Genomic DNA, 15,003 nt, shown 5'->3' on the forward strand with positions numbered 1-15,003 from the left:
CGCCGGTCAACCGATCGGTTGATGCGGGGTCGAGCGCGATGGGCGATGTGGCCGACCCCCGCCGGCGGGGATTCTCGACGCATGGCAATCATCGAGGTCACCTCACTGCGCAAGGCGTACGGCCGCAGGCCCGCCGTGGACGGTGTCAGCTTCACCGTCGAGGAGGGCGAGATCTTCGGGATCCTCGGCCCCAACGGCGCGGGCAAGACCACCACCGTCGAGTGCGTCGAGGGGCTGCGCGTCCCGGACGCCGGGACGGTCCGGGTGGCCGGTCACGACCCGGTCGCCGACCACGACCGGGTCACCCGCATCCTCGGCGCCCAGCTCCAGGAGAGCGAGCTCCAGCCCAAACTCACCGTGCGCGAGGCGCTGGAGCTGTACTCCGCCTTCTACCCGGACCCCGCCGACTGGCGCCCGCTCGCCGAACGCCTGGGGCTCGCCGCGAAGTTGACCACCCGCTTCGCCAAGCTGTCCGGCGGCCAGAAGCAGCGCCTGTCCATCGCACTCGCCCTCATCGGCAACCCGCGCGTGGTGGTGCTCGACGAGCTCACCACCGGACTCGACCCGAGGGCCCGCCGAGACACCTGGGAACTCATCGAGGACGTGCGGCGCGGCGGGGTCACCGTCCTGCTGGTGACCCACTTCATGGAGGAGGCCCAGCGCCTCTGCGACCGGATCGCCGTCATCGACAAGGGCAGGATCGCCGCCCTGGACACACCCTCGGGGCTGATCCGGCGGGCGGCGGGCTCCACCGTCATCTCCTTCACTCCCTCGGCGCCCCTCGACGACCTCGCGCTCGCCGGGCTGCCGCAGGCCGCCGCCGTGGAGGAGAAGCAGGGCCGGGTGACCATCCACGGCACCGACGACACCGTCAACGCCGTGATCACCCTGCTCGCCCGGCACCACATCACCGCCCACCAACTCCGCGTCTCCGAGGCCACCTTGGACGACGCGTTCCTGGACCTGACGGAGGCCTCGGCATGACCACCACCCTCACCCCGCCGCGCCCCTCGGGCATCGCCGGTGCCTCCCGCCGGGCCGCCGTCGCCGTGCTGCGGACCGAGACCACCCTCTTCCGCCGGGAGCCGGCCGGACTCTTCTGGATCATGGTCTTCCCGACCGTCCTGCTGGTCGTGCTCGGCTCCATCCCGGGCTTCCGCGACCCCGACAAGGCGCTGGGCGGCATCCGCTTCGTCGACGCCTACGTCCCCGTCGCCGTACTCCTGTCCATGATCATGGCCGGACTCCAGGCCATGCCGCCCGTGATCACCGGATACCGCGAGCGCGGCATCCTGCGCCGGATGTCGGTCACGCCGGTGCGCCCGTCCGCTCTGCTCGGCGCCCAGATGGGGCTGCACGGCGCGGCCGCGCTGCTCTCCGCGGTCCTCTCCCTCACGGTCGGCCGCCTGGCCTTCCACGTGGCGCTGCCGCGCCAACTGTTCGGCTACATCCTCGCGTTGCTGCTCGCCGTCCTGAGCGCGCTGGCCCTCGGCGCCCTGGTCTCCGCCCTGTCCCGTACCTCCAAGGTCGCGAGCGCCATCGGCTCCGCGGTGTTCTTCCCGATGATGTTCAGCGCGGGTGTCTGGCTGCCCGTCCAGGCCATGCCCGACACCCTGGGCCGCGTCGTGGAACTGCTGCCCTTCGGCGCCGCCGCCCAGGCCCTGGGCGAGGCCGCGGCCGGCGGTTGGCCCGGCTGGGACCACCTCGGCGTCCTCGCCCTGTGGACCGTGCTCCTGTCGGCCGCCGCGACCCGCTGGTTCCGGTGGGAATGACGGCGGTGCCGGTGCGAGCCGGTTCCGGCGGCGGCTTCGGCGTGGACGAGACTGGGGCCATGAGCGACGGGGCGAGCGGCATCAAGCGGGACACGGTGGAGGAGCGCTGGGAGGCGTTCCACCGCTGGGGGCCCTACGGGCTGCTGTTCATCGGCTGCCTCGCCGCCGCGGCCACCGCAGATCTGCTGATGAGCACCGCCGACCGCTGGGCCGCCCTCGCCCTGGTCGGCGGCGCCCTGCTGCTCCAGCTCGGCTGGGGCCGGGTGCGCCGCGGCCGGTCGGCGCGGGGCGCCGCGGGTGTCGTCTACTACTTCCTGCGCTGGGCCATCGCCTTCGCGCTCACCTGGCTCAACCCGTTCTTCGCGTTCTACGCCGTCGTCGGCTACTTCGGCGCCCAGGCGGTGCTGCCCCGGCGCTGGGTGAAGGTCGGCCTGTTCGCGACGGCGGTCATCATGGCCGGCTCCCAGTCGGGCGGGCTGCCCCCCAAGGGGTCCATGGGGTGGGTGCTGTTCGGCGCGGTGCTCGCCATCAACGTCGTCCTCCTCACCGTGTTCAGCCACCTCGCCGCCCAGGAGGACGAACGCGCCCGGGTGCAGGCCGAGACCATCACCGAGCTGGAGACCACCAACGCCCGGCTCCAGCAGGCCCTCGACGAGAACGCCGCCCTGCACGCCCAACTCCTGCTCCAGGCAAGGGAAGCGGGCGTCGCCGACGAGCGCCGCCGGCTCGCCGCCGAGATCCACGACACCATCGCCCAGGGTCTGACCGGCATCATCGCCCAGCTCCAGGTGGTCATGAGCAGCCCCGACCCGGCCCAGGCCCGCGAACACCTCGCCAGCGCCCAGTCGCTGGCCCGGCACAGCCTCGGCGAGGCCCGCCGCTCGGTGCAGAACCTCAGCCCCCTCGACCTCGAACACGGCGTCCTGCACGAGGCGTTGAAGAAGACCGTCACCCAGTGGGGCGCCCGGCACGGGGTGCGCGCCGACTTCACGGTGACCGGCACCGCGGTGCAGCTCCACGACGAGATCGAGGCCACCCTGCTCCGCATCGCCCAGGAGGCCCTCGCCAACGCGAGCCGCCACGCCCAGGCCTCCCGCATCGGCGTCACCCTCTCCTTCATGGGCGACGAGGTCTCCCTGGACGTACGCGACGACGGCCGGGGCTTCGACCCGCTGGACCTGCCGGCCCGCTCCGGCACCGGCGGCTTCGGCCTCGACGGCATGCGGGCCCGCGCCGAACGCGTCGCCGGCAGCGTCACCGTGGAATCCGAGCCCGGCCATGGCACCGCCGTCTCCGCCCGCGTACCGTTGGTCCCCCATGACCACTGACGCCGCCATCACCCTGCTGATCTGCGACGACCACCCCGTAGTGCGGGACGGTCTGCGCGGGATGTTCGCCTCCGACGACGGCTTCGAGGTCCTCGGCGAGGCCCGCGACGGCGTCGAGGGCGTCGACCTCGCCCAGCGCCTCGACCCGGACGTGGTCCTGATGGATCTGCGCATGCCCGGGGGCGGGGGAGTGGCCGCGATCGCCGAGCTCACCCGGCGCGGGCTGCGCTCCAAGGTCCTCGTCCTCACCACGTACGACACCGACTCCGACACCCTGCCCGCGATCGAGGCGGGCGCCACCGGCTACCTCCTCAAGGACGCCCCGCGCGAGGAGCTGTTCACCGCGGTACGCGCCGCCGCGGCCGGCCGCACCGTGCTCTCGCCCGCGATCGCCTCCCGCCTGGTCACCGCGGTGCGCACGCCCGCCGGGCCGGCCGGGGAGCCGCTGTCGGGCCGCGAGCGCGAGGTCCTCGAACTGGTCGCCAAGGGCACCTCCAACCGGGAGATCGCGCGCGCCCTGTTCATCAGCGAGGCCACCGTGAAAACCCATCTGACGCACATCTACGGCAAGTTGGGCGCCAAGGACCGGGCCGCCGCGGTCGCCGTGGCGTACGACCGCAAGATCCTCGGCTAGCCCTACCCGGCCACCTTCAGGACCAGGACGGACCGGGCGGGCAGCGTCACCGTGTCGCCGCCCCGGTGCGTCCCGCCCGGCGGCTCGGCCTGGTCCTCCAGCGAGGTGTCCACGATCCGTTCGTAGGAGGCGGCCCACGGCGGCCCCGGCAGCACACAGCTCGCCGGCCGGTCCCCCGAGTGCAGCAGGATCAGGAAGCTGTCGTCGGTCACCGGCGCGCCCCGCGCGTCGCGCCCGGGGATGTCGCGGCCCGACAGATACAGGCCGAGCGTCGCGGCCGGCGCGTACCAGTCCCGCTCGGTCATCTCCTCGCCCCGCACGGTGAACCAGGCCAGGTCCCGCAGCCCGTCCGTGCCCTGCGCCCGCCCGGAGAAGAAGGCGCGCCGGCGCAGCACCGGGTGGCGGTGGCGCAACGCGACCAGGCGGGTGGCCAGTTCGAGCAGCCCCCGCGGGCCGGGCTCGTCCAGGAGCGACCAGTCGACCCAGCTCACCTCGCCGTCCTGGCAGTACGCGTTGTTGTTGCCGCCCTGGGTGCGGCCCATCTCGTCGCCGGCCACCAGCATCGGCACACCCGTCGACACCAGCAGGGTGGTGAGCAGGTTCCGCAGCTGGCGCCGTCGCAGCGCGTTGACCCCCGGATCGTCGGTCTCGCCCTCCACACCGCAGTTCCAGGCCCGGTTGTCATGGGTGCCGTCCCGGTTGCCCTCCCCGTTGGCCTCGTTGTGCTTGCGCTCGTACGAGACCAGGTCGCGCAGGGTGAAGCCGTCGTGCGCGGTGATGAAGTTGATCGACGCGTACGGGCGCCGGCCGCCCCAGGCGTACAGGTCACTGGAGCCCGAGAGGCGGTACCCCAGATCGCGGACATCCGGAAGCGCGCCCCGCCAGAAGTCCCGTACGGCGTCGCGGTAGCGGTCGTTCCACTCGGTCCACAACGGCGGGAAGGAGCCCACCTGGTAGCCGCCGCTGCCCACGTCCCACGGTTCCGCGATCAGCTTGACCCGGCGCAGTACCGGGTCCTGGGCGATGACGGCGAGAAAGGGCGACAGCATGTCCACGTCGTGCATCGAGCGAGCCAGCGCCGCCGCCAGATCGAACCGGAAGCCGTCCACTCCCATCTCGGTCACCCAGTAGCGCAGCGAATCGGTGATCAGCCGCAGCACATGGGGCTGGACCACATGCAGGGTGTTGCCGCAGCCCGTGTAGTCGGCATAGCGGCGGGCATCGGCCGCGAGTCGGTAGTAGCCGCGGTTGTCGATGCCCCGCAGGGACAGCGTGGGCCCCATCTCCCCGGCCTCCGCGGTGTGGTTGTACACCACGTCGAGGATGACCTCGATGCCCGCCGCGTGCAGCGCCCGCACCATCCGCTTGAACTCGCCGACCTGCTGCCCGGTGGTCCCGCTCGCCGAGTAGGCGGCGTGCGGGGCGAAGTAGCCGATGGAGTTGTAGCCCCAGTAGTTGCGCAGTCCGCGCCGCAGCAGATGGTCCTCGTGCGCGAACTGGTGCACCGGCAGCAGCTCCACCGCCGTCACCCCGAGCCGCACCAGGTGGTCGATGGCCGCCGGGTGCGCGAGGCCCGCGTAGGTGCCGCGCAGCGGTTCGGGGATGTCCGGGTGGAGCCGGGTGAAGCCGCGTACGTGCAGCTCGTAGATGACGGAGTCGGCCCAGGGGGTCTTGGGGCGGCGGTCGTCCGCCCAGTCGTCGTCGTCCTGCACCACCACGCCTTTGGGAACGTGCGGCGCCGAGTCGCGGTCGTCGCGCACGGTGTCGGCGACGTGCTGCTGCGGCCAGTCCCGCACGTGCCCGTACACCTCGGGCGGCAGCGTGAAGTCGCCGTCCACGGCCCGCGCGTACGGGTCGAGCAGCAGCTTCGCCGGGTTCCAGCGGGCCCCCGTCCACGGATCCCAGCGCCCGTGCACCCGGAACCCGTAACGCTGCCCGGGACGTACGCCCGGAACGAAGCCGTGCCAGATCCCGTGGGTCAGCTCGGTGAGCGCCAGGCGGGTCTCGGTGCCCGCCGGGTCGAAGAGGCACAGCTCGACCGATTCGGCGCCGCCCGCCCACAGCGCGAAGTTGGTGCCCGCGACACCGTCGGGGCCGACCCGGAAGCGCGCCCCGAGCGGAGTGGGGGCGCCCGGCCAGACCGGGGGGCGCAAGGCGCCCGGTTCACCTCGGTGGCCGTTCGCCCTTCGCTGCCCCTGCGTGCCGGGCGCGGCACCCGGCACCGCCTTCTGTTCGGCTGCGCTCGACACCTGTCGGCCTCCCGCGGCTCGGCGCGGGGGGTGGCAACGGCGTCCCGGCCGCGGCTTCCCTGCGCGTCTCTGCCCCTGTTCTTCCCGCAACAGCCCTCGTACTCACGTTTCCCCCGGCGGGGGGCGGTCGTTGGGCCGGTCGTGAGAGACGTACTGAAGCGGGCAGGGGCGGGCGCGACCGCCGCCCTGGCATGGGCAGGACTGACCGCGGTCCTGGTGACCGCGCTGACCGGGTGTTCGGGCACGGCCCTGGACATCGGTGACATCGGGGGCAAGCCCCTGACACCGCAGGAGGCCATCCTGGTGACCCCCGAGGACGGGGCCAAGGGAGTCAAGGCGGACCAGAAGGTGGAGGTGCGGGTGCCGGGCGGGCGCCTGGAGCGGGTCAAGGTGATGAAGACGGAGGACGCCCAGCCCGAGGAGGTGCCGGGGAAGATCTCCGCGGACGGGCTGACGTGGACGCCGACCGGCGGCGCGCTGCAACTGGCGGCGCTGTACACGGTGGACACGGTGGCGCTCGACGGCCACGGCCGCCGCCAGGCCCGCCACACCAGCTTCGCCACGTTCGTGCCCGAGCACCGCTTCATCGGGTACTTCAAGCCGGAGAACCGCTCCACGGTGGGCGTCGGCATGATCGTGTCCTTCAACTTCAACCAGGCGATCAAGGACAGGGCGGCGGTCGAGCGCGCCATCACGATCACCTCGCAGCCCCCGGTGGAGGTGCGGGGCCACTGGTTCGGCAAGGACCGGCTCGACTTCCGGCCCGCGAACTACTGGGCGCCCGGCACCAAGGTCACCGTCGACATGCGGCTGCGCGACGTGGTCGCGGCCCCCGGGGTCTACGGCATCCAGGACAAGACGATCGGCTTCACCGTGGGCCGCGACCAGGAGTCCCTGGTGGACGCCGAGGCGCACACCATGGAGGTGCGGCGCGGCGGCGAGCTGGTGTCGACGCTGCCGATCTCGGCCGGGTCGCCGAAGAACACCACGTACAACGGCAAGATGATCGTCACCGAGATGTACGACGTGACGCGGATGAACAGTCAGACGGTCGGCTTCGGCGGGGAGTACGACATCCCGGACGTTCCGCACGCCATCCGGCTGACCAACACCGGCACCTTCCTGCACGGCAACTACTGGGCTCCCTCCAGCACGTTCGGCAACTCCAACACCAGCCACGGCTGTGTCGGGCTGCGCGATGTGAAGGGCGGCAGCTCGGACACCCCGGCGGGCTGGTTCTTCGACCGCACCCTCATCGGCGATGTCGTCGAGGTCGTCAACTCCCACGACCGCCAGGTCGCTCCGGACAACGGGCTCAGTGGCTGGAACATGGACTGGCCGAAGTGGAAGGCGGGCTCCGCGCTCACCTGAAATCCCCCGCACCCTCGATCGCATGGTCCCCGACCGTTCCCGGTACACCAACCGGGAACGGTTTCTGTGTTTCGCCTGAGAGTGCCAGGAAAAAGTTGGGACTGAACGGTGACATGGGACGGGAGATCGGGCCCCATCCGGTGTGATTATCTAGCGCCGTGCGTGCGCGAGGACGTGCGCGGGGGTGAGTGAGTGCGGGCGGTGGCGGGGCCACGCCGTGCGAGGGGAGAAACAGTCTTGAACGGGCAGCCTATTTCGGGGGCTTCGAGCGCGGCCGCACGGCGCGGCCGCAGGGGCGCGGTGCCGGCCCTCATCGCCGGGGCGCTGCTGCTCCTGGTCACGGCGTGCGGCGGGGGCGACGGCTCCAGCTCCAACGCCAAGGCGGGCGGCGCGAACGCCGCGGAGGACACCAAGGCGTCCGAGGCCGTGGTCACCGTCGTTCCGGCAGACAACGCCAAGGACGTGGCCACCAATGGCGCGCTGAAGATATCCGCCGACAAGGGCAGGCTGACCGCGGTCGCGGTGGCCGACAGCAAGGGCAACGCGGTCGCCGGGAAGATATCCGCGGACGGCCTCGGCTGGACCCCGGACCAGCACCTCGCCTCCGCCACGCAGTACAAGGTCCACGCGGTGGCCAAGGACACCAAGGGCCGCGAGTCCGCGAAGGACACCACCTTCACCACGCTCGTCCCCAAGAACACCTTCATCGGCCAGTACGTGCCCGAGGACGGCTCCACCGTCGGTGTCGGCATGCCGGTCTCCATCAACTTCAACCGGGGCATCACCAACCCGGAGGCCGTCGAGAAGGCCATCGCCGTGACGGCCGAGCCGTCCGTCCCCGTCGAGGGCCACTGGTTCGGCAACGACCGCCTCGACTTCCGGCCCGAGAAGTACTGGGCGCCCGGCACCAAGGTCACCGTCAAGCTCAACCTGGACGGGGTCGAGGGCCGGCCCGGCGTCTACGGCAAGCAGACCCGCACCCTGCACTTCACGATCGGCCGCTCCCAGGTCTCCACCGTGGACGCGAGCGCCCACACCATGCAGGTGGAGCGCGACGGCAAGCTCCTGCGGACCATCCCGATCAGCGCGGGCGCCCCGGCGAACACCACGTACAACGGGCAGATGGTCATCAGCGAGAAGTTCGAGGTGACCCGGATGAACGGCGCCACCGTGGGCTTCGGCGGCGAGTACGACATCAAGGACGTGCCGCACGCCATGCGCCTGTCCAGCTCGGGCACCTTCATCCACGGCAACTACTGGGGCGACCCCTCGGTGTTCGGCTCGGTCAACACCAGCCACGGCTGCGTCGGCATGCGTGACGCTCGTGGCGCGGGCGACCCGTCCAAGCCGGCCGCCTGGTTCTACGACAACTCCCTGGTCGGCGACGTGGTCGTGGTGAAGAACTCCAAGGACAAGGTCATCCAGCCCGACAACGGCCTCAACGGCTGGAACCTCTCCTGGTCGGAGTGGACCAAGTAGGCAGGGAACCCGGGGCCGCGCACGCGGCCCCCGACGGGCCCGGCGCCGTGCGAGTGGGGGGCGACCCCCGGGAACTCGCCATGCGCCGGGCCCGCCGTCGTTAGTGAGCGTTAACCTGCCTCCATGACTGTGAAACTGGAAGTTTCCGAGGGCGTCGGCACCATCCGCCTGGACCGCCCCCCGATGAACGCCCTGGACATCGCGACCCAGGACGGGCTGCGCGAGCTCGCCGAGGAGGCGAGCCGGCGCGAGGACGTGCGGGCCGTGGTCCTGTACGGCGGCGAGAAGGTGTTCGCGGCCGGCGCGGACATCAAGGAGATGCAGGTCATGGACCACGCGGCGATGGTCGTCCGCGGCCGGGCGCTCCAGGACTCCTTCACCGCCGTCGCCAGGATCCCCAAGCCCGTCGTGGCGGCCGTCACCGGCTACGCGCTGGGCGGCGGCTGCGAGTTGGCGCTCTGCGCCGACTTCCGCATCGCCGGCGAGAACGCCAAGCTGGGCCAGCCCGAGATCCTGCTCGGCCTGATCCCCGGCGCCGGCGGCACCCAGCGCCTGGCGCGCCTGGTGGGCCCCTCCAAGGCCAAGGACCTCATCTTCACCGGCCGTCAGGTCAAGGCGGACGAGGCGCTCGCCATCGGCCTGGTCGACCAGGTGGTGCCCGCCGACGAGGTGTACGAGCGGGCCGTCGCCTGGGCCGCCCGGCTCGCCAAGGGCCCGGCCATCGCGCTGCGTGCCGCCAAGGAGTCCATCGACGCCGGCCTGGAGACGGACATCGACACCGGGCTCGCCGTCGAACGCAACTGGTTCGCGGGCCTGTTCGCCACCGAGGACCGCGCGCGGGGCATGCGCAGCTTCGTCGAGGAGGGCCCGGGCAAGGCCAAGTTCCTCTGATCGCGGCCGAGTTGAGGGGCGCGGTCAACAGCGGCTGTACATGTGGGGGCGGTGTGTACACCCTGTGGGGGGATTAGCACAGCCTTAAGGCGACCTTAAGGAAAACCTCTGCGGAACGCTTGGTGATCAAGCGAACGCGGTACGTCATCGCAGGTCAGGGTGGGTGCGGCGGGTCATCGGCTGCCTCCGTCATATGCCAGATCGCGCCTTCGGAACGTCAGCTTCCGGAGGCGCGATTCCTTCGGAATCGCCCCCAAGGGCGCGCCGGGCCGCCATGATGGTGGCATGGCGGGGCTGGAGGGTATGGAACAACCGGCGCAGCGCGTGAGTGCGACCGCGGCCCGGTGGCTGCCGTCCGCCGATGACGAACTGGCTCTGAAAGCACTGGAGTTGTTCGGGAATCCGACGGAGGACGAAGTCCGGCTGCCCTCGCGTCCGGAGTCGGCGGCGACCGCCCGACGCATCACCCAGTCCGTCGTGCTGCGCCAGTGGGCGCTCTCGCCCACCCTCGCCGAACACGCGGTGCTGCTCGTCTCCGAACTAGTCGGCAACGCCGTGCGCCACACCGGGGCCCGCGTCTTCGGCCTGCGGATGCTGCGGCGCCGGGGCTGGATCCGGATCGAGGTGCGCGACCCTTCGCGCGGGCTGCCCTGTCTGATGCCGGTGCACGAGCTCGACATCAGCGGCCGGGGCCTCTTCCTCGTCGACAAGCTCTCCGACCGCTGGGGCGTGGACCTGCTGCCGCGCGGCAAGACCACCTGGTTCGAGATGAGGGTGGCCGACCGCTGAGGCGACGGGAGCCCGTGAGGGTGGTGACATCACAGAAGCCCCCTGGCTGCCGGATGAGGCGCCGCGGGGGCTTCTGTGGGGCGCCGTGGATCTGGGGGGGTGTGATCCACGACGACTGAAGACGACCTGGCCCGGGTCAATGGGGGTCGTGGCTCCGACTATGACAGATGGGCGGCCCATCCTCAAAAGTCCCTAGTCGGACATAACGCCATGAACCCTGACAGTTTAGCTGTGAATCGTAGGTGAGCTACAGCACTCACCTTCTAAAGCATGAATAGATATCGGGAGTGCTGAGTGAATCAGCGACCTGATCCTCCTCGGGAAACCCCGCGCGGCCACGACCCGCAAAGGTCCCGAAGCGGGTCAATCGTTACCAACGAGCCTTCGGCGCACTTAAATGTCCATGTGCTGAATCCATCACCCCGTGCGGTCGATCGCCGCAGCGCCCTGCGCGCCGGGGCGGGCGCGGCCATCGTGGGGGCGTTCACGGCGGGCTGCTCGGACGACCGGGCCGGCCGGCAGCCGACCGGCTCTCCGAAAGCGCCGCCGTCCGCCTCCGCGGCGGCCGCCCTTCCCGCCCGACCCCCGACACCCCACCCGGCACCGGCCCCCCGCTCCTTCCCCGGGCAGCCGGTCCAGATCACCAGCGGACCCCGGGCTCGCCCGCAGGTCGCGCTCACCTTCCACGGCCAGGGTGATCCGAAGATCGCCACCACCCTGCTGAGCGAGGCCGAGAAGGCCGGGGCGCGGGTCACCGTCCTCGCCGTCGGCAGTTGGCTCGACGAGCAGCCCGAGATGGCCCGCCGCATCCTGGACGGCGGCCACGAGCTGGGCAACCACACCCAGCACCACATCGACATCTCCACCATGGACGAGTCGGAGGCCTACGCCGAGATCACCGGCTGCGCGGACCGGCTGCGCCGCCTCACCGGCTCCATCGGGACGTGGTTCAGACCCTCCCGCGCCCAGCACGCGACACCGCTCGTCCAGACACTGGCCCGGCGGGCGGGCTACCCGCACGTCCTGTCGTACGACGTCGACTCACTCGACTTCACCTCGCCCGGCGCCTCGGCCGTGACCCGCAACGTCACCGGGCAGATCCGCAACGGGTCGGTGGTGAGCCTGCACTTCGGCTACGCGGACACGGTCGCCGCGCTGCCCGTCCTCCTCGCCGAACTGGAACGCCGCCGACTGCGCGCGGTCACGACCACGGAGCTGCTGACCTGATGCCGACCGTAACGAAGACGACCACCGCGCTGCTCGCGGCGGCCCTGCTCGCGGCCCTCGCCGGGTGCGGATCGGGCTCCGACCACAAGGACGAGGCGCTCGGCACCAAGGAGGCGGTCCCGCCCGCCGTCGCCAAGAAGGCACCGCCGCAGGGCCTGCCCGGGATGCCGCCCGTCCTCGACCCCAAGGACGCCTACGCGGCCGACCGCCCCAACGCCCTGCAACCCGCGGTGAAGAACTTCCTGCCGCGCGTCTATGTGCCCAACACCAACTCCAACACGGTGTCCGTCATCGACCCGGCCACGTACAAGGTCATCCAGACGATCCCGGTCGGCCACCAGCCGCAGCACGTGGTGCCGTCCTGGGACATGAAGACGCTCTGGGTCAACAACGACCTCGGCGACTCGCTCACCGCCATCGACCCGGCGACCGGCAAGGTCGGACGGACCGTGCAGGTCTCCGATCCCTACAACCTCTACTTCACGCCCAACGGCAAGTACGCCGTCGTCATGGCGTCGATGGACCGCGAGCTCGTCTTCCGCGACCCGGTGACCTTGAACCGGGTCAAGACCGTCCCGGTGACCTGTGCGGGCGTCAACCACGCCGACTTCTCCATGGACGGCCGGTACTTCATCGTCTCCTGCGAGTTCTCCGGCGAGCTGTTGAAGGTCGACACCGAGCAGATGAAGGTCGTCGGGCAGCAGAAGCTCCCCTTCTCGGGGGCCATGCCGCAGGACGTGAAGATGTCCCCGGACGGCAAGACCTTCTACATCGCCGACATGATGGCGCACGGCATGTGGATCCTGGACGGCGACAAGTTCGGCACGCCGACCCTGCTGCCCACCGGCAAGGGCTGCCACGGCCTCTACATCAGCCGCGACTCCAAGGAGATGTACATCTCCAACCGGGGCGAGGGCACCATCTCCATCTTCGACTTCACCAAGAACAAGCTGACCAAGAAGTGGGAGCTGCCCGACGGCGGCAGCCCCGACATGGGCGGCGTCTCCGCCGACGGCAAGGTGCTCTGGCTGTCCGGCCGCTACAACGCGGAGGTGTACGCCATCGACACCACCACCGGCAAGGAGCTGGCCCGCATCCCCGTCGGCTCGGGCCCGCACGGCCTGGCCGTCTACCCCCAGCCCGGCCGGTACTCGCTCGGCCACACCGGCATCTTCCGCTGAGCGGGGCCGGCCGCGCGCGGCGGCGCGGTGCCCCGGGGTCCGTCGGCCCCGGGGCACTCCTGCGTCACCACAGCACCGGAAGCCGCTCCGGAAGCCGTTTGATGAATCCCGTGCGCCACACGAGCTGTTCGGCCGGTACCGCGAGGCGCAGCCCCGGCATCCGGTCCACCAGGACCGCCAGCGCCGTCTCGGCGTGCAGCCGGCCGAGCCCCGTGGCCGGGCAGAAGTGCCGCCCGGCGCCGAACGACAGATGCGGGTTGTGTTCCCGGTCGAGGTCGAGGCGCTCGGGGTCGCTGAAGACCGCCGGGTCGAAGTTGGCGCCCTCGACCAGCACCAGCACCAACTCGCCCTTCTTGACCAGGACGTCGCCGAGCCGTACGTCCTCCAGGGCGAGCCGGGGCAGCCCGTCGCCGATGGACAGGTTCCAGCGCAGCAGCTCGTCCACGGCCCGGCCCATGCGCTCGGGGTGCTCGCGCAGATGGCCGATCGACTCCGGGTGCTGGAGCAGCGCCAGGATCGCGAGGACCAGGAACGCGGAGGTGGAGACCGCGCCCGCGCCGAACATGGACACCGCGACCGTGGCCAGCATCTCGTCGGTCAGATGCGCGGACTCGGTGTCCTCGCGCAGCGCCCCGAGCCGGCCCAGCAGACTGTCGGGCGGCACATCGGGCGCGTTCAGGCGCTCCACCATGTAGCCGAGGTCCTTGTACCAGTTGAGGCCGGCGCCCTCGAAGGTGTGCGCGCTCGTCATGAACGCGGTGTCCAGACCCGACATGAGCCGGCGCCAGTCCGTGAACGGCACCCCGATCACCTGGCAGTGCAGCGCCGCCGAGAAGGGGTCGGCGAACCCCGCCCGGAGGTCGGCCGGGGGGCCCTCGGCGAGCAGCGCGTCGACGAACTCCCCGGCCCGCTCGCGCAGCCGCTCGGCGAGCCCGTCCGCGCGTGGGCTCAGGGACTTCATCACGGCGGAGCGCAGCCCCGCGCTGTTGATGTTGCCCATGTTGTTGACGACCTCCGGCGGGATCGTCAGCGCGTACTGGCGCGGCGCGCCCTCGGCGGCGGTGTCCTTCAGGCTGAACCGCTCGTCCTCCAGGACCCGCGTGGCCAGCGCGTGCGTGCTCACCAGCCAGGCCTGGTCGCCGGTGAGCGTACGCACCCGGGCCACCGGCTGTTTCTCGCGCAGCCAGGAGCACTCCCCGGGCAGCACGTCGCCGCGGCGCGAAAGCGGGAAGTCGAGTACGGGCTCGGGGCTCATGCGGCTGTTCCTTCCGGGCGCACCACGGCATAGGCCTGGTTGCGGGAGGCACGCAGGCCGCCGCCCTTGGCGTAGAGGAGTTCGGTCAGCGGTATCTGCGCGTGGTAGCACGACACGGAGGAGGGGACGCCGAGGATGCCCGGGGTGTCCAGGAAGAAGGGGAGCTCCGCGGCGATGTAGTCGAGACAGGCGGCCAGTTGCTCCGCGCTCGCGGCGGGGCCGCCCACCTTCGTGGCGAGGAAGTGCCCCGCCATCCGCTCGCAGCCGGCCCGGAAGTGCGGGTCGGTGGCCAGAAAGTGCCGCACGCGCCGGTGCAGCAGGTCGTACACCGGGTTCGCGGCGAACTCCGAGAGGCCGTGCACGCCGACCAGGGTGCCCGGCAGGTCCGCCTCCTCGACGCCGCGCACGATCCGGCGGCGTACGGCTTTGAGTTCCTTGGAGGCGCGGCGCGCCGCGTGATCCTCCTCGTAGCCGAGCGCGCTGAACAGCTCGGCCACATGGAGGTCGGCGTAGACGAGGTCGATGCGGGAGAACCGTGCCGAAGCCCAGCGGACGAGTTCGGTGATGCGACCGGCGCTGAAGTAGCTGTTTCCCGGACTCACGCCGATGAGGACGTGATCGCCCTCGTCCCATATGTGGTGGCAACTTCGTGTGAAGGGCTGCACGGTGAATGCTTCAGTTGTGATGGCCACAGCTGTAACGCCCCAGCGCCGCTAGTCCCTGGGAGCCCTGTGCTCCCGGTGTGGCGGCGACAGCAGCAAGTTATCCGGCAGTGGCGGAGCGTGAGGAAGGGGCGACCGGAAGTTGGCGTGAACTCCTCTTTGAGC

13 protein-coding genes are annotated in these 15,003 nt (G+C 71.1%); 10 read left to right on the forward strand and 3 right to left on the reverse strand.

Annotated elements, in window-relative coordinates:
- Positions 1 to 81: 81 nt before the first annotated feature.
- From N4G70_RS21875 to N4G70_RS21890, 4 genes are read left to right on the forward strand one after another with little or no spacing between them, the layout of a single operon-like run.
- The gene (locus N4G70_RS21875) at positions 82 to 984 is read left to right on the forward strand and encodes an ABC transporter ATP-binding protein (RefSeq protein WP_261714374.1); all 903 of its coding nucleotides are present in this window, start codon (positions 82 to 84) and stop codon (positions 982 to 984) included.
- Positions 981 to 1,772, forward strand: a complete 792-nt coding sequence (locus N4G70_RS21880) for an ABC transporter permease (protein ID WP_261714375.1) — start codon at positions 981 to 983, stop codon at positions 1,770 to 1,772. Before N4G70_RS21875 ends, N4G70_RS21880 begins: the two co-directional genes overlap by 4 nt.
- Before the next feature lie 59 nt (positions 1,773 to 1,831).
- Positions 1,832 to 3,100 carry a sensor histidine kinase gene (locus N4G70_RS21885; RefSeq protein ID WP_261714376.1) on the forward strand — a complete coding sequence of 423 codons (1,269 nt, stop codon included), beginning with the start codon at positions 1,832 to 1,834 and terminating at the stop codon, positions 3,098 to 3,100.
- Positions 3,090 to 3,734 (forward strand): response regulator transcription factor, encoded by a 645-nt coding sequence (locus N4G70_RS21890; RefSeq protein WP_261714377.1) that lies wholly within the window; start codon positions 3,090 to 3,092, stop codon positions 3,732 to 3,734. The genes N4G70_RS21885 and N4G70_RS21890 overlap by 11 nt, the downstream gene beginning before the upstream one ends.
- 2 nt (positions 3,735 to 3,736) lie before the next feature.
- Here N4G70_RS21890 and glgX read toward each other — a convergent pair whose 3' ends face one another.
- Entirely contained in the window at positions 3,737 to 5,983 is a 2,247-nt protein-coding gene (gene glgX, locus N4G70_RS21895; RefSeq protein WP_261714378.1) for a glycogen debranching protein GlgX, read from the reverse strand.
- 141 nt (positions 5,984 to 6,124) lie between these two features.
- Between glgX and N4G70_RS21900 the strand changes: the two genes are divergently transcribed.
- The 6 genes from N4G70_RS21900 to N4G70_RS21925 all read left to right on the forward strand — a co-directional run bounded on the left by N4G70_RS21900 (position 6,125) and on the right by N4G70_RS21925 (position 12,921).
- Positions 6,125 to 7,354: an Ig-like domain-containing protein gene (locus N4G70_RS21900; RefSeq protein ID WP_261714379.1), complete on the forward strand. Its 1,230-nt coding sequence runs from the start codon at positions 6,125 to 6,127 to the stop codon at positions 7,352 to 7,354.
- Between the two features lie 237 nt (positions 7,355 to 7,591).
- A complete protein-coding gene (locus tag N4G70_RS21905; protein ID WP_261714380.1) occupies positions 7,592 to 8,833 on the forward strand; it encodes an Ig-like domain-containing protein in 1,242 nt (413 codons plus the stop codon).
- Positions 8,834 to 8,956: 123 nt separating this feature from the next.
- The gene (locus N4G70_RS21910) at positions 8,957 to 9,724 is read left to right on the forward strand and encodes an enoyl-CoA hydratase/isomerase family protein (protein ID WP_261714381.1); all 768 of its coding nucleotides are present in this window, start codon (positions 8,957 to 8,959) and stop codon (positions 9,722 to 9,724) included.
- Between the two features lie 285 nt (positions 9,725 to 10,009).
- Positions 10,010 to 10,513, forward strand: coding sequence for an ATP-binding protein (locus tag N4G70_RS21915; RefSeq protein WP_261714382.1), 504 nt, complete (start codon positions 10,010 to 10,012; stop codon positions 10,511 to 10,513).
- 408 nt (positions 10,514 to 10,921) lie between these two features.
- A complete protein-coding gene (locus tag N4G70_RS21920) occupies positions 10,922 to 11,740 on the forward strand; it encodes a polysaccharide deacetylase family protein (protein WP_261714464.1) in 819 nt (272 codons plus the stop codon).
- A complete protein-coding gene (locus tag N4G70_RS21925) occupies positions 11,740 to 12,921 on the forward strand; it encodes a YncE family protein (protein ID WP_261714383.1) in 1,182 nt (393 codons plus the stop codon). Before N4G70_RS21920 ends, N4G70_RS21925 begins: the two co-directional genes overlap by 1 nt.
- Positions 12,922 to 12,985: 64 nt before the next feature.
- Here N4G70_RS21925 and N4G70_RS21930 read toward each other — a convergent pair whose 3' ends face one another.
- Both N4G70_RS21930 and N4G70_RS21935 read right to left on the reverse strand, forming a co-directional pair.
- Complete coding sequence (locus tag N4G70_RS21930) at positions 12,986 to 14,176, reverse strand: cytochrome P450 (protein ID WP_261714384.1); 1,191 nt, start codon at positions 14,174 to 14,176, stop codon at positions 12,986 to 12,988.
- Entirely contained in the window at positions 14,173 to 14,868 is a 696-nt protein-coding gene (locus N4G70_RS21935) for a tRNA-dependent cyclodipeptide synthase (protein WP_261714385.1), read from the reverse strand. Before N4G70_RS21935 ends, N4G70_RS21930 begins: the two co-directional genes overlap by 4 nt.
- Between the last annotated feature and the right edge of the window lie 135 nt (positions 14,869 to 15,003).

It is taken from the genome of Streptomyces sp. ASQP_92 (assembly GCF_025399895.1).
In the GTDB taxonomy this organism is placed as follows: domain Bacteria; phylum Actinomycetota; class Actinomycetes; order Streptomycetales; family Streptomycetaceae; genus Streptomyces.

Coding starts and splice junctions, on each gene's coding strand:
- N4G70_RS21875 (WP_261714374.1), top strand. CDS start 82: ATGGCAATCATCGAGGTCACCTCACTGCGCAAGGCGTACGGCCGCAGG.
- N4G70_RS21880 (WP_261714375.1), top strand. CDS start 981: ATGACCACCACCCTCACCCCGCCGCGCCCCTCGGGCATCGCCGGTGCC.
- N4G70_RS21885 (WP_261714376.1), top strand. CDS start 1,832: ATGAGCGACGGGGCGAGCGGCATCAAGCGGGACACGGTGGAGGAGCGC.
- N4G70_RS21890 (WP_261714377.1), top strand. CDS start 3,090: ATGACCACTGACGCCGCCATCACCCTGCTGATCTGCGACGACCACCCC.
- N4G70_RS21910 (WP_261714381.1), top strand. CDS start 8,957: ATGACTGTGAAACTGGAAGTTTCCGAGGGCGTCGGCACCATCCGCCTG.
- N4G70_RS21915 (WP_261714382.1), top strand. CDS start 10,010: ATGGCGGGGCTGGAGGGTATGGAACAACCGGCGCAGCGCGTGAGTGCG.
- N4G70_RS21925 (WP_261714383.1), top strand. CDS start 11,740: ATGCCGACCGTAACGAAGACGACCACCGCGCTGCTCGCGGCGGCCCTG.
- N4G70_RS21930 (WP_261714384.1), bottom strand. CDS start 14,176: ATGAGCCCCGAGCCCGTACTCGACTTCCCGCTTTCGCGCCGCGGCGAC.